Origin of the sequence: Bradyrhizobium zhanjiangense, assembly GCF_004114935.1 — a bacterium.
Taxonomy (GTDB): Bacteria; Pseudomonadota; Alphaproteobacteria; order Rhizobiales; family Xanthobacteraceae; genus Bradyrhizobium; species Bradyrhizobium zhanjiangense.
Window position 1 is genome coordinate 8580885 of the sequence record NZ_CP022221.1, and the last position, 13513, is coordinate 8594397.

Annotated in this window: 13 protein-coding genes; 9 read left to right on the top strand and 4 right to left on the bottom strand. The window is 63.4% G+C overall.

All coding sequences use genetic code 11. The features are described 5' to 3' along the window. Positions 1 to 308 precede the first annotated feature (308 nt). Positions 309 to 1241: a DMT family transporter gene (locus tag XH85_RS41035; protein ID WP_128936451.1), complete on the top strand. Its 933-nt coding sequence runs from the start codon at positions 309 to 311 to the stop codon at positions 1239 to 1241. A 57-nt stretch (positions 1242 to 1298) separates the two neighbouring features. Here the strand turns inward: XH85_RS41035 and XH85_RS41040 are convergent, their stop codons facing one another. Continuing rightward, entirely contained in the window at positions 1299 to 1703 is a 405-nt protein-coding gene (locus tag XH85_RS41040) for a VOC family protein (RefSeq protein ID WP_128936452.1), read from the bottom strand. 119 nt (positions 1704 to 1822) lie between these two features. Further along, positions 1823 to 2227 carry a hypothetical protein gene (locus tag XH85_RS41045; protein WP_128936453.1) on the bottom strand — a complete coding sequence of 135 codons (405 nt, stop codon included), beginning with the start codon at positions 2225 to 2227 and terminating at the stop codon, positions 1823 to 1825. Positions 2228 to 2300: 73 nt separating this feature from the next. Here XH85_RS41045 and XH85_RS41050 point away from each other — a divergent pair, with 73 nt between their 5' ends. Continuing rightward, positions 2301 to 2933, top strand: a complete 633-nt coding sequence (locus XH85_RS41050; RefSeq protein WP_128936454.1) for a TetR/AcrR family transcriptional regulator — start codon at positions 2301 to 2303, stop codon at positions 2931 to 2933. Positions 2934 to 2988: 55 nt separating this feature from the next. Here the strand turns inward: XH85_RS41050 and XH85_RS41055 are convergent, their stop codons facing one another. Next, positions 2989 to 3375 (bottom strand): DUF1330 domain-containing protein, encoded by a 387-nt coding sequence (locus tag XH85_RS41055; protein WP_128936455.1) that lies wholly within the window; start codon positions 3373 to 3375, stop codon positions 2989 to 2991. A gap of 104 nt (positions 3376 to 3479) precedes the next feature. Here XH85_RS41055 and XH85_RS41060 point away from each other — a divergent pair, with 104 nt between their 5' ends. Together XH85_RS41060 and XH85_RS41065 are read left to right on the top strand one after the other, a co-directional pair. Continuing rightward, positions 3480 to 4415 carry a DMT family transporter gene (locus XH85_RS41060; protein WP_128936456.1) on the top strand — a complete coding sequence of 312 codons (936 nt, stop codon included), beginning with the start codon at positions 3480 to 3482 and terminating at the stop codon, positions 4413 to 4415. 98 nt (positions 4416 to 4513) lie between these two features. Next, a complete protein-coding gene (locus XH85_RS41065; RefSeq protein WP_128936457.1) occupies positions 4514 to 5491 on the top strand; it encodes a Bug family tripartite tricarboxylate transporter substrate binding protein in 978 nt (325 codons plus the stop codon). Positions 5492 to 5607: 116 nt separating this feature from the next. Here the strand turns inward: XH85_RS41065 and XH85_RS41070 are convergent, their stop codons facing one another. Further along, positions 5608 to 7293 (bottom strand): methyl-accepting chemotaxis protein, encoded by a 1686-nt coding sequence (locus XH85_RS41070; protein ID WP_128936458.1) that lies wholly within the window; start codon positions 7291 to 7293, stop codon positions 5608 to 5610. A gap of 251 nt (positions 7294 to 7544) precedes the next feature. Between XH85_RS41070 and XH85_RS41075 the strand changes: the two genes are divergently transcribed. From XH85_RS41075 to XH85_RS41095, 5 genes are all read left to right on the top strand, one after another. Beyond that, positions 7545 to 8588 carry a C-terminal binding protein gene (locus tag XH85_RS41075; RefSeq protein WP_091888294.1) on the top strand — a complete coding sequence of 348 codons (1044 nt, stop codon included), beginning with the start codon at positions 7545 to 7547 and terminating at the stop codon, positions 8586 to 8588. Positions 8589 to 8673: 85 nt separating this feature from the next. Further along, positions 8674 to 10023 (top strand): ABC transporter substrate-binding protein, encoded by a 1350-nt coding sequence (locus XH85_RS41080; protein WP_128936459.1) that lies wholly within the window; start codon positions 8674 to 8676, stop codon positions 10021 to 10023. 140 nt (positions 10024 to 10163) lie between these two features. After that, positions 10164 to 11120 (top strand): carbohydrate ABC transporter permease, encoded by a 957-nt coding sequence (locus XH85_RS41085; protein WP_128936460.1) that lies wholly within the window; start codon positions 10164 to 10166, stop codon positions 11118 to 11120. Further along, positions 11113 to 12012, top strand: a complete 900-nt coding sequence (locus XH85_RS41090; protein ID WP_128936461.1) for a carbohydrate ABC transporter permease — start codon at positions 11113 to 11115, stop codon at positions 12010 to 12012. The genes XH85_RS41085 and XH85_RS41090 overlap by 8 nt, the downstream gene beginning before the upstream one ends. 85 nt (positions 12013 to 12097) lie before the next feature. Beyond that, positions 12098 to 13453 (top strand): esterase-like activity of phytase family protein, encoded by a 1356-nt coding sequence (locus XH85_RS41095; protein ID WP_128936462.1) that lies wholly within the window; start codon positions 12098 to 12100, stop codon positions 13451 to 13453. Positions 13454 to 13513 lie beyond the last annotated feature (60 nt).

Sequence of the window (13513 nt, forward strand, 5' to 3'; positions counted from 1 at the left end):
CACGCAAGGCAGCCAACCGGATAAAGGAAGCAGCCCCTCTAGGCAAGCAAGAACGGGGCTTTTTCGAGGTCCAAAGCCCGACCCAAGCCTTTGATATCCCCTGAAAATCCAGAAACCTCTGGGAACGGCGGAGCGGGTTTCGACCAAAGCGTGAGACGCCATGTCGGTCCCTGCATGGTCGCGATGCATCCGCCCCCCGTTGATGCCATCTCGATTTCCGTGTCTTTGAGCAGAGCCGGGCGATGAGCCGGCCCGGACCTTTCCGGGCCGGGGGCCTCGGCGCTATCCGCGGGGCCATGACGATCACAATGTCCGCAACCGCCCAGACCACCGGCACCGATACATCCGGTCACAGCTGGATCGCCAACCAGCCCTACCTGCTGCTCAGCATCACCGCGCTGTGCTGGGCCGGCAACGCCATCGTCGGTCGGCTCGCCGCCGGCCACATCCCGCCGGTGACGCTGTCGTTCCTGCGCTGGTTCTTCGCGTTCCTGTTGGTGCTGCCGTTCGCCTGGAAGCATCTTGCGCAGGACTGGCCCGCGATCCGCGGGCGGCTCGGCCTGATGGTCACGCTCTCGGTCACCGGTATCGGCGCCTTCAACACGCTGCAATATTGGGCGCTGGAGCATACCCAGGCGCTGAACACGCTGCTGCTCCAGTCGGCCGCGCCGCTGATCGTGGCATTGTGGTCGCTGGCCATTCTCGGCGTCCGACTCACCGCGGCGCAGGCCTTCGGCGTGCTGCTGTCGATGTGCGGCGTGCTCACGATCCTGCTGCATGGCGATTTCACCACGCTGTCGAATATCGAGTTCAACAAGGGCGACCTCATCTTCATCGTCGCGCTCGTCATTTTCGCGCTCTATTCGGTGCTGACCTTGAAGCGGCCGGCGATCCACGGCCTCTCGTTCCTCGCCTTCACCTTCGGCTGCGGCGCCGCCTGCCTCATTCCGCTGGAGATCTGGGAATTGTTCGCGCGCCCCGTGATGAAGCTCGACGGGCCGAACCTGCTGACCCTGTTCTATGTCGCGGTGTTCCCCTCGACGCTGGCTTATCTCTGCTTCAACCGCGGCGTCCGGCTGATCGGCGCCAACCGCGCCGCGCCGTTCTTCCACGTGGTGCCGGTGTTCGGCTCGATCATGGCGATGGTCTTTTTGAGCGAGCGCCCGCAGGCGTTCCACTTCATCGGCTTTGCGCTGGTGCTGTCCGGGGTGTTCGTGGCGTCAAGGAAGCAGGCGAGCTAGGCTCAAGGCTCATCAGGCATCCCGTCAAAAGGCCATCGCAAGGTCCATCATCTGCGATCAAGCGTTCGCTGATGGGTTCATCCATATCATCTCCCAAACATACCCATCCGGGTCTTCAACGTGTCGGTTGTACATGAAGCCAAGATCCTGTGCCGGGTTGGGATCGGCGCGACCGCCCGCAGCCACTGCGCGAGCCAGCGTTGCATCGACGGAATCGCGGTCGTCGACCGTAAGAGCGAACATGGCCTGGCTGTCGCGCCGCGCGTCGCCGATCTCGCGTTGGGTGAATTCACGATAGTGGTCGTGGGTGAGCAGCATCACGCCGATCGCGTCCGTGAACATGAGCGAGGTCGAATTTGCGCCGGAGAATTGGGGATTCACTGCGCCACCTAGCGCCACGTAGAACGCTGTCGATGCAGCGAGATTGCGTACAGGCAGGTTCACCAAAATCATCTTGGGCATTGCTTTTCCTTCAAAAAGCGGCTGGAAGCCGCACTATGGTTTGACATCGCGAACAGAAAACTCTCAGCGCTCGACATATGAAGCTGCTGATCGGCCTCCAGGACGCCCCTAACCTCCATTCAAATGTAACGCGCAGCGCCCATGCAGAGCGCGGCGATGCCGAGCAGGCCCGCCGCCACGCGTTGAGCCCCGGCGATACGTGAACGCAGATCCTCCGGATTGCCGACGCCACGACGCAAGGACGCGAGCGCACGGGGACCGATTGCCGCCTGAACACCGGCCGCGATCAGTGCGCAGACCGCACCGACCGCGAGCACCTGCTCTGTCGTGCCGAAGCTGCCGGCATGAATGAGATGTCCGAGATAGCCGCCGGTCAGGATCGCAATCGTTGCTGCGCCGAGTTGTGGAAAGACCAGTTGCTCGCCGCCCACTCCGCCGATGCGGGCCAACGCGAAGCTTGATCCCGCCCAGAACACGGATGACAACACGTGAAGCGACAGGGCGATCACAAGGGCGGTGTGCATGGCAAGCTCCGAACCAGCTTCTAAATTTGATATACAATATGTATAGTCAATACGTCAACAGAATGGCAAGGCCATGCCGAAGCGCAACTATGTGAGCTCCGCGCGGGCTTCCGCGGCGGCGGAGACGCGCGAACGTATCATCGCGGCCGGTGCGCGCCTGTTGCGCAAGGACGCGAGCATTGCGAACTTCTCACTCGATGTGGTGGCGAAGGCGGCCGGCGTCACCCGGCTGACCGTCTATAACCAGTTCGGATCGCGGCGCGGATTGCTGGAAGCCGTGTTCGACGACATCGCAAGCCGTGGCGGGCTGTTCGAACTGACCGAGGTGATGGCGATGGCGGATCCGCGCGCCGCGCTCGATCGCGTCGTGGAAATATTCTGTACGTTCTGGGGGCACGACGCCGCGGTCGGCGGACTCAACCAAGCCATTGCAACCGATCCCGAATTCGGCGAGGCGCTGGTCGCGCGCAACGAGCGACGGCGCGAATTGCTGGCTGCGCTGCTGTCGCGCATTGTCGGCAAACACGCGGCAAAGCGCGCCGTGCGGGATTCGGTCGATCTGATCTTCGTGCTGACGAGCTATCCGACGTTTGCAGCGCTGCGCTCGCAGCGGTCAACGGAGGAGGTCTGCCGCCTGCTGCAGGCTGCTTGCCGCGCCGTAGTAGACGCGCTGGCATTTGATGGGCGCGCGGTGGGGAACAAGTAGGCACTGCCCCCGATGGCGTCTTGTTCCTTGTGAAGGCAGCGCCGCCCGCGCACGATCACGCCTTCAACTTGCTGTACGCTTCGCTGGTGGCAATGATGACGTGCTCGGCGCAGCCGTTGACGCGATGCGGGTCGGCCTGCGTCTCGTAGGCCTCCGATGTCATCATGTCGAGGAAGGCTGTGACCGACGGATAGAAGACCAGCGCGACGAAATCCCAGTCGTTCCCCTCCTGCGGTCCGAGTGCGACAGCCCTGGCCTCGCCGGTCCAGAGCAAGGTGCCGCCGCGCGCCTTGATCATCGGCACGGTGATGGCGCTGTAGCGCAGATAAGCGTCCCAGCCGGAGCCGTTGCCGTCGCGCGAACGCGCGTGGAAGCGCATCAGGTTCAGCATAACCACCGGCGCGTTTGGATCGAGCCGTTCCAGGCCCTCGATGTTCAACATATTAACCGCCAAAGGCGCCTCCCCGGTTCATGCCTGCATTGTAGCATTGCGGCCGCGTGACTTGTGCCACGACGCCGATCCGGCGCAAGCTCCCATCAACGCCAATGACGATCGCTTCGCCCGCGCCAAAGGCCGCCAATCCGGCCAGTTGGCTCAACAACCAGCCTTATCTGCTGCTCAGCCTGAGCTCGCTGTTCTGGGCGGGCAACATCGTGCTCGCGCGCCATGTCGGTGCGCATGTGCCGCCGCTGACCGTGACCACGATCCGCTGGTTCGGCGTGTTCCTGATCCTGTTGCCATTCGCATGGCCGCATCTGAAGCGGGACTGGCCCGCCTTGCGGAGCAGCCTGCCCCTGATGCTGTTCCTGTCGCTGGTGGGCTTTGCCTTCAACAACGCGATCTCCTACTGGGCGATGCAATACACGGAAGCGCTGAACGCGCTGCTGATCCAGTCGGCAGGTCCGCTGTTCGTGGCACTGTGGTCGCTGGTACTGTTCGGGGTGCGGCTGACCGGCGCGCAGTTCGCCGGCATCGCGATCTCGCTTGCCGGCGTGCTGATCATCATCCTGCGCGGCGATCTCGCCGCGCTCGCGAGCATCAGCTTCAACAGGGGCGACATCATGTTCGCCTCCTCGCTGGTGGCGTTCGGTCTCTACTCCGCCTTCATCCCGCGGCGGCCGAAGATCCACCAGCTCTCATTTCTCTCCTTCACCACCTGCTGCGGCGCGACCATGCTGCTGCCGACCGCGATCTGGGAGGCGGCAAGCGGCCGCGTGCTGCAATTCGACGGGATGACGCTGGCGACGCTTGGTTACATCCTGATCTTTCCCTCGACGCTGGCCTATCTCTTCTTCAACCGCGGCGTCGCGCTGATCGGGCCGAACCGCGCCGCGCCATTCTTCCATCTGGTGCCAGTGTTCGGCTCGGCGCTGGCGATCCTGCTGCTCGGCGAAAAGCTCCAGCCGTTCCACCTGATCGGCTACGCGCTGGTGCTCGCCGGCGTCGTGATCGCCTCGCGCCAGGGTTCTGCGGTGAAGTAATTCCGCGGCGCGGACACGTTCACTACCTACGGCCATCTTTCGAATCCGGTTTTGACAAGCTACGTTCCCGGCCAACGAAAAAGAGGGAACGTCCAGACATGATTTCAGTGTTGATTCGAAACCTGCGTGCTATCGGCGCGGCCGTACTGTGCCTCGCCGCCGCATCCACGGCCCAGGCCGACAATTATCCGAGCCGCAACATCACGCTGGTGTTGCCATTCGCCGCCGGCAGTGGCACCGACACCACGACGCGGCTGATCTCGCAGCATCTGTCGCAGGCGCTCGGCGTCGGCATCGTGATCGAGAACAAGGCGGGCGCTAACGGCATGCTCGCCGCGACCTATGTCGCGCGCGCCGCGCCCGACGGCTACACGCTGCTGGTGACGACCAACACCACGCATTCGGCCAATCCCTTCCTGCTCAAGAGCCTCACTTACGATCCGGTCAAGGATTTCACGCCGATCGCGCGTACCGGCGATTTGCCCTTCATGCTGGTCATCAATCCGGACGTGCCGGCCAAGACCGTCGGCGAGCTGGTCGCCTATGGCAAGGCCAATCCGGGCAAGCTGAGCTATGCCTCGGGCTCGTCCTCGGCGATCGTGTCGGGCGCGACCTTTGCGCACAATGCCGAGCTCGACCTGTTGCACGTGCCCTACAAGAGCTCGCCGCCGGCGCTCAACGACGTCATGGGCGGCCGCGTCTCGATGATGTTCGTCGACATCCTGACTGGCCTGCCGCATGTCAACGGCAACGCGCTGCGCGCGCTCGCGGTCACCACCAAGGAGCGCTCACCGCTGGTGCCGCATCTGCCCTCGATGCAGGAGGCCGGCGTGCCGGACTTCGACATCTCGTCATGGCAGGGCTATTTCGGCCCGGCCGGCATGCCGAAGGAGATCGTGACGCGGCTCAACGCCGAGATCAGGAAGATCGTCGAGAATCCAGAGATCAAGGCCAAGCTCGCCACGCTCGGCATGGACGCCTTCTCCGGCACGCCGGAGCAGCTTGGCAGCTTCGTGAACGAGCAGCTCGTGCTGTGGGAGAAGCTGATCACGAACGCGAAGATCGAGAAGCAGTAGGCAGTCTCGTGGGGTGGGCAAAGCGTAGCGCGCCCACCATTAGGTCGTCGCAAAAAAGAAGAAGGTGGGCACGACGCTTCGCGTCTTTGCCCACCCTACGCATTTCGCGCCTATGACTACGCCGCGCGGACCTTGGCGAGGAAGCTGTCGACGGCGCTGCGCAGCGCGCCGGACTGGTTGTCCAGCTCGCGGGCGTTGGAGAGCACGTCGCTGGCCGCACTGCCGGTCGCTTCCGCGGCCGAGGTGACGCTGCCGATATGGGCGTTGATCTCGCTCGAGCCGGCCGCAACCGACTGGATGTTGCGGGCGATCTCGCGGGTCGCTTCGCCCTGCTGCTCGATCGATGCGGAAATGCCGGCGGTGATCTCGCTCATCTCGGCGATGGTCTGGGTGATACCGGAGATGGCCGTGACCGCGTCGCTGGTCGAGGTCTGCATCGCCGCGACCTGCGCGGAGATCTCCTCGGTCGCCTTCGCGGTCTGGTTGGCGAGCGCTTTGACCTCGGAGGCGACGACCGCGAAACCGCGGCCGGATTCACCGGCGCGTGCCGCCTCGATGGTGGCGTTGAGCGCGAGCAGGTTGGTCTGCGCGGCGATCGAATGGATCAGTTTGACGACCTCGCCGATCTTCTCGGCGCCGGTCGAGAGCACCTGCACGGTGGCGTTGGTCCGCTCGGCATCGCTGACGGCGCGGCTCGCGACTTCGGTCGAGCGGGTGACCTGGCGGGAGATTTCCACAACCGAGCTCGACAGCTCTTCGGCGGCAGCCGCAACCGTGCCGACATTGCCGGAGGCCTTTTGCGAGGCAGCGCCGACCGTTGCGGCACGCGAGGAGGCGTCGCTCGCGGTCGCGGTCATCGACTGCGCCGTGTTCTGCATGCCGGCCGCGGCCGAGGAGACCGAGCGGACGATGCCGTTGACGCTGCGTTCGAAGTCGTTGGCAATGTCTTCCATCGCGCTGCGACGTTCCGCCGCGGCACGCTCCTTGGCATCGGCCTCGGTCTTTTCGAGGTCGCGGATGCGAACGGCGTTGTCCTTGAAGATCTGCACGGTCGAAGCCATCGCGCCGACCTCGTCGCCGCGGCCGACACCCGGGATGTCGCCCTCGAGCTTGCCGTCGGCCAGCTCCTTCATGCGGGTCCCGAGCAGCGCCAGCGGGCGGCTGATGCTACGGCCGATCAGCCAGGCGACGCTACCCGCAACGATGACGATGCCGAGCATGGCGAAGCCGAGCAGCCAATAGACCGGACCCATCCTCTCGTCGATGTCCTCGAGATAAGCGCCGGTGCCGAGATACATCTCGAAGCCGGGCACTGCGACGGCGTAGCCGAGCTTGCGGATCGGCTTGGCCTGACCGGGCTTCACATATTCGTAGAACAGCAAGATCTCGCCATTCGCCCTGACCCCATCCATGATCTCGCGGGACAGCTTCCGACCGTTCGTCTCCACATCCATGCGGTTGGTGCCGATCACCTTCGGATCGGGCGCGAGCTGCGTGATGCCGTCATAGGTGGTGCCGAACAGATAGCCGGAGCCCTTGTCGTAGGTCATCGCATTGCCGTAGCGGCGCAGCTCGGCGAGCGCGGCGTCCTTGGTCAGCTCGCCGGCATTGGCCCGCTTCACCAGCGTGGCCGCGTAGTTGCGGGCCAGCTCGACGATCGCCTTGGTCTGGTCGATGCGCGCATTCACCATCTCGCGCTTCATCAGGTAGCCGGCGAGGACACCGGAGATGCACAGGCCGAACAAGGTGACGCCGACGAGAATGCCGAGCTTCGGGGCGATCTTCAGATTGCTCAATTTCACGGGATGGCTCCGGCAACAATGGGATACGGGCACGCGACCAGATCGATCAAAATCGAATCAACTTTTATGTGTGGGGCCTTATCAAGTTACTTACGGGCCTCCGTAGAAGCCCGTACGCCGCCGCAAAAACCGCCAATTTATCTCCACGCCGACAACCGGGAATTGTACGCGGCCGCATCGATTTCGCGTAAAAGACGCAAAGGCCAGCCACGAAGGCGGGTCACAACAAGAAACCAAATCGGGAGCAGAAAATGCCGAAATACAGGGTGGTGACGCCGAAGGGCGCGAGCTTCACGGTCGCGGGCAGCGATTATTCCTATGAGCGCGAGGCGCTCGATCCGATCGATGCCGAGATCGTCGAAGCACCCGCCGACGAGGCCGGCTTCATCGCCGCCGCGAAGAACGCCGACGCCATCTATGCCAAGGGCATTCCGATCACCAAGACCATCATCGACGCGTTGGAGAGTTGCAAGGTCATCACGCTCGGCTCGGTCGGCGTCGACAGCGTCGACGTCAAGGCCGCCACCGCCCGCGGCATTCCCGTCACCAACATCCCCGACACTTTCATCGAGGAGGTCGCCGACCACGCCATGATGCTGCTGCTCGCCGGCTTCCGCCGCCTGGTCGAGCAGGACCGCATGGTGCGCGACGGCCGCTGGGCCGAGGGCCGGCCGGCGCTGCTCAAGATCCCGAGGCTAATGGGCCAGACGCTCGGCTTCATCTCGTTCGGCCGCGTCGCGCGCGCGGTTGCGAAACGCGCAGCCCCGTTCGGCCTGCGCATGATGGCCTATGATCCCTTCATCCAGGAAACGCTGATGTACGATCACGGCGTGATCCCGGCGACGCTGAACGAGGTGCTGTCGCAATCCGACTTCGTCTCGATGCATGCCCCCGCCCGGCCTGAGGTGCATCACATGCTGACCGAGAAGCACTTCCGGCAGATGAAGAAGGGCTCGATCTTCATCAACACCGGCCGCGGCGCCACGGTGGACGAGGAGAGCCTGATCAAGGCGCTGCAAGAAGGCTGGATCGCGCATGCCGCCCTCGACGTGCTGGAGAAGGAACCGCCCTCGCACAACAATCCGCTGCTCGGCATGGAGAACGTGACCCTGACCGCCCACGTCGCTTCGGCCTCGGCACGGTTCGACGAGGCGCGCAAGCGCCGTGTGGGCTACGAATTGTCACTGGTGCTTCAGGGCATGTGGCCGGTAAGCTGCGTTAATCCGTCGGTGCTGCAAAGCACCGCGCTCCGCCGCTGGCAGCCTGTCAGCATGGATCGCGGACCGAACAGCTAGGCGGACGGCGCAAAAGGCGCCGGTAACCGGAACGGCCCTTCACCGGCGATCAACGCCGGGAAGGGAGACATTTAGGGAGGAACTGATGAGGAACGACATCACGCGTCGTGATGCCTTGGCGCTGGGCCTGTCCGCTGCAACGCTCGCGGCCACTGGTGCTGCAGCGCAAACAACGCAATCCAACATCAAGGCCGCCGATGTGGCGGCGCCCAAACGCGACATCGAGAAAGGCGCATCCTTGCGCATGCTGCGCCCGGTGCGTTTCGTCCAGGCCGACGAGGACGTGTTCCGCGCCAATGCGGCAAAATTCACCAAGGAGACCGGGGTCGAGGTCAAGGTCGACTTCGTCGGCTGGGAAGACATCAACCAGCAGACCGCGGTGACCTCGAATTCCGGCGCCGGCCCCGACATCATCATCGGCTTCTCCGATGCCCCGCACATCTATATCGACAAGCTGATCGAGCTGACTGATGTCGCCGACTATCTCGGCAAGCGTTATGGCGGCTGGCTGCCGCTGGCGCAGCGCTACGGCAAGAAGAACAAGAGCGACGCCTGGATCGGGCTGCCATTCGGCGCCACCGCCGGTCCCCTGATCTACCGCAAGTCGATTCTGCAATCGGTCGGCTTCGACAAGGTGCCGGAAGACCATGCCGGAATCGTCGACCTGTGCCAGAAGCTGCACAAGGCCGGCAAGCCGGCCGGCTTCGCGCTCGGCAACGCCAAGGGCGACGGCAACGGTTTTGCGAACTGGGCGCTGTGGTCGCACAACGGCTCCCTGCTCGACGAGGACGGCAACGTCGTCATCAACAGCAAGGAGACGATTGCCGCGCTGAACTGGGTCAAGCAGCTCTACCCGACCTTCATCGCCGGCACGACGTCGTGGAACGACGTCAGCAACAACCGCGCCTACTCCTCGCAGGAGATTTCCCTGACCGCCAACGGCGTCTCGCTGTACTTCTCGTTGAAGAACGACCCCGCGACCAAGGCGATCGCCGAGGACAGCGAACATCAGTTGCTGCCGAAGGGCCTGGCCAAGGTCTCGCCGATGGCGGGCCTGACGCTGAACGCCATGGTGTTCAAGCACAGCCAGTACCCCAACGCGGCAAAGGCATTCCTGCAATACATGCTTGAAAAAGACCAGTACGAGCCGTGGCTCAATGCCAACTCCGGCTATTGGTCACAGCCGCTGGCCGCCTATGCCGAAGCCGCCGTGTGGTCGCAGGATCCCAAGGTGAAGCTGTTCAAGGACACCATGAACAGCACCTATTATGACGGCTATAAGGGCCCGATCTCGACCGCGACGGGTGCCGTCAGCGCTGACTACGTGCTGATTCAGATGTTCTCGTCCGTAGCCACCGGCGCTGCCACGCCGGAGGCCGCTGCCGCAGAAGCCGAGCAACGCTGCAAGCGGTACTTCCGGCGGCAAAACCGGTAACGGGCGACGACAAAGCGGCCGTCATTGCGAGGAGCACTTGCGACGAAGCAATCCAGACTATCTCCGCGGAGACAGACTGGATTGCTTCGCTTCGCTCGCAATGACGGTGGAGTGACTTTCACAGACGGGACAACAAACTGATGTCCGTGACCACCCTCTCCTCCCCTGCCCTAGCCCAGCGGCAGCCGAACTGGCTGGTACGCCTGTTCGACTACAAGCCGTTCCTGATCGCGATGTGTCTGGCGCCTGCGATCGGGCTGCTCGCGGTCTTCCTGACCTATCCGCTCGGCCTCGGCGTCTGGCTCGCCTTCACCGACACCACGATCGGCCGGCGTGGCATCTACGTCGGCTTCGAGAATTTCCAGTATCTGCTCACCGATTCCCTGTGGTGGAACGCGGTGTTCTACAGCGTGGTCTACACGGGCATCGCAACGTTCGGGAAATTCGCACTCGGCTTCTGGCTCGCGCTGCTGCTCAACAACCATTTTCCTTTCAAGAGCGTGCTGCGTGCGATCATCCTGCTGCCCTGGATCGTGCCGACCGTGCTGTCGGCGCTGGCGTTCTGGTGGATCTACGATCCTCAATTCTCGATCATCTCCTACCTGCTGGTCGACGTGCTGCATTGGCGCGACAGCAATATAGACTTCCTCGGCTCGCCCTGGCCGGCGCGCTTCTCGCTGATCGCCGCCAATATCTGGCGCGGCATTCCCTTCGTCGCGATCTCGCTGCTGGCGGGGCTTCAGACCATCTCGCCCTCGCTCTACGAGGCTGCGATGCTCGACGGCGCCAGCGCCTGGCAGCGCTTCCGCTACATCACCTTCCCGATGATGATGCCGATCCTCGCCATCGTCATGACCTTCTCGATCATCTTCACCTTCACCGACTTCCAGCTGGTCTACGCCATCACCCGTGGCGGGCCCGGCAACTCGACCCATCTGCTGGCGACGCTGGCCTTCCAGCGCGGCATCGCCGGCGGCGAGCTCGGCGAAGGTGCCGCGATCGCAGTGTCGATGATCCCGTTCCTGGTGTTCGCGACGCTGTTCTCCTATTTCGGCCTGGCGCGCCGCAAATGGCAGCAGGGAGAGAGCAATGACTGATACTGTCGCCCAATCGGCTGTCGCCGATGCGAAGGCAGCGCCCGACACGATGGCCTGGGATTCCGGGCTGCGGCGGCTGATGATGATCTATCTGCCGCTCGGCTGCTTCGTACTCATCCTGCTGTTCCCGTTCTACTGGATGGCGATCACCTCGTTCAAGCCGAACGCGGAGCTGATGAACTACAAGGAGCACAATCCGTTCTGGATCTCCTCGCCGACGCTGGCGCATATCAAGCACCTCTTGTTCAACACCGCCTATCCGCATTGGCTGTGGACGACGATGTTGGTGGCAATCGGCTCGACCACGCTGTCGCTGATCGCGAGCACGCTGGCCGCCTACGCCATCGAACGCCTGCGCTTCCGCGGCAGTCCTTATGTCGGCCTCGGCATCTATCTGGCGTATCTGGTGCCGCCATCGATCCTGTTCATTCCGCTCGCCACCGTCGTCGTGCAGTTCGGCCTGTTCGACTCACCGTTGGCGCTGATCCTGGTCTATCCGACCTTCCTGGTGCCGTTCTGCACCTGGCTCCTGATCGGCTATTTCAAGTCGATCCCGTACGAGCTCGAGGAGTGTGCGCTGGTCGACGGCGCCACGCGGCTCCAGATCCTGCGGCGGATCACACTGCCGCTGGCGGTGCCCGGCCTGATCTCGGCCGGCATCTTCTCCTTCACGCTGTCCTGGAACGAGTTCATCTATGCGCTCGCCTTCATCCAGAGCGGCGCCAACAAGACCGTGCCGGTCGCGATCCTGACCGAGCTCGTCACCGGCGACGTCTATCAGTGGGGCGCGCTGATGGCGGGCTCGCTGCTCGGCTCGCTGCCGGTTGCGATCTTCTACTCGCTGTTCGTGGATTATTACGTGTCGTCGCTGACAGGCGCGGTCAAGGAGTAGACGGCCGCCGCGGCCTTTGGCCCGGCTTCACAAAACTGCAACGTGCCGTCCGCATAAGGCGTGCGTCCGCCAACAGGAGACGCACATGCGCGCGACTTTTCTCAGCACCGTCGCAACGATCATTCTCACCGCGAGCGCAGCACTCGCGCAGAGCGAAGGTGAATTCCCCGCCAAGCTCGCCGGCCACGTGGTGATGCCGGCCGCCTCGTTCATCGACGCTCCGGTCGACGCCCCCGCCGATCTCAAGACCTCGGGCAAATACACCACGGGCAAGCGCGTCGACGCACTCGGCACCGTGATGGGCAAGTCCTATGAGCGGGCGACCGGCGTGTCGCTGCCGTTCAAGGGCCAGCCGCTCCAGGGTCATTCCGGCATCAAGACCATGCCCGACGGCACGTTCTGGGTGATCACCGACAACGGCATGGGCGCGCGCGCGAACTCGCCGGATTCGATGCTGTATCTGAACCGCTACAAGATGGATTGGGCGGGCGGCAAGATCGAGCGGCTGGAGACGATCTTCCTGCACGATCCCGACAAGAAGGTGCCCTTCCGCATCGTGCACGAGGGCACGCAGAAGCGTTACCTCACTGGCTCGGACTTCGACACCGAGGGCTTTCAGATCATCGGCGACACCTTCTGGATCGGCGACGAGTTCGGCCCCTACATCCTGAAGGCGGACAGATCAGGCAAGATTCTCGGCGTGTTCGAGACGGTCGCCGACGGCAAGCCGGTGCGCTCGCCCGACAACTGGGCGGTGGGAACGCCGGGCGCGCCGGGCGCGACCTACACCAACGTCAACCTCCGCCGCTCCAAGGGTTTTGAAGGCTTTGCGTCGTCGAAGGACGGCAAATTCCTCTACGGCCTGCTCGAGGGGCCGCTGTGGGACACCGACAAGAAGGATTGGGAGAAGGTCGACGGCAAGGAAGCCTCCCGCATCCTCGAATTCGACGTCGCCGCCGAGAAGTTCACCGGCCGCTACTGGCAGTATGTCTTCGAGCAGAACGGCAACGCCATCGGCGACTTCAACATGATCGATCAGGCCTCCGGCCTCGTCATCGAGCGCGACAACGGCGAAGGCACCGCCGACAAGGCCTGCCCGCAAGGTCAGCGCGGCGAGAACTGCTTCCCGGACCTCGCCAAGTTCAAGCGCATCTACAAGATCGAGCTCAGTGACGCCAATGTCGGCAAGCCCGCGCGCAAGATCGGCTATATTGACCTGATGAAGATCCAGGATCCCGACAAGAAGGCGAGGAAGCCGCTCAATGATGGCGTCTACACGTTCCCGTTCTTCACCATCGAGAACGTCGATCGCGTTGACGACACCCACATCATTGTCGGCAACGACAACAATCTGCCATTCTCGTCCAGCCGCGACCCCAACAAGGCCGACGACGACGAGTTCATGCTGCTCGAGGTCGCGGATTTCCTGAAGGCGAAGTGAGATCTCGCTCCATCAATGCGGTCATCGCCCGGCTTGACCGGGCGATCCGGTACGCCGCGG

Coding starts and splice junctions, on each gene's coding strand:
- XH85_RS41045 (WP_128936453.1), bottom strand. CDS start 2,227: ATGCACACCGCCCTTGTGATCGCCCTGTCGCTTCACGTGTTGTCATCC.
- XH85_RS41060 (WP_128936456.1), top strand. CDS start 3,480: ATGACGATCGCTTCGCCCGCGCCAAAGGCCGCCAATCCGGCCAGTTGG.
- XH85_RS41095 (WP_128936462.1), top strand. CDS start 12,098: ATGCGCGCGACTTTTCTCAGCACCGTCGCAACGATCATTCTCACCGCG.
- XH85_RS41065 (WP_128936457.1), top strand. CDS start 4,514: ATGATTTCAGTGTTGATTCGAAACCTGCGTGCTATCGGCGCGGCCGTA.
- XH85_RS41090 (WP_128936461.1), top strand. CDS start 11,113: ATGACTGATACTGTCGCCCAATCGGCTGTCGCCGATGCGAAGGCAGCG.
- XH85_RS41055 (WP_128936455.1), bottom strand. CDS start 3,375: ATGTTGAACATCGAGGGCCTGGAACGGCTCGATCCAAACGCGCCGGTG.
- XH85_RS41040 (WP_128936452.1), bottom strand. CDS start 1,703: ATGCCCAAGATGATTTTGGTGAACCTGCCTGTACGCAATCTCGCTGCA.
- XH85_RS41035 (WP_128936451.1), top strand. CDS start 309: ATGTCCGCAACCGCCCAGACCACCGGCACCGATACATCCGGTCACAGC.
- XH85_RS41050 (WP_128936454.1), top strand. CDS start 2,301: ATGCCGAAGCGCAACTATGTGAGCTCCGCGCGGGCTTCCGCGGCGGCG.
- XH85_RS41085 (WP_128936460.1), top strand. CDS start 10,164: ATGTCCGTGACCACCCTCTCCTCCCCTGCCCTAGCCCAGCGGCAGCCG.
- XH85_RS41080 (WP_128936459.1), top strand. CDS start 8,674: ATGAGGAACGACATCACGCGTCGTGATGCCTTGGCGCTGGGCCTGTCC.
- XH85_RS41075 (WP_091888294.1), top strand. CDS start 7,545: ATGCCGAAATACAGGGTGGTGACGCCGAAGGGCGCGAGCTTCACGGTC.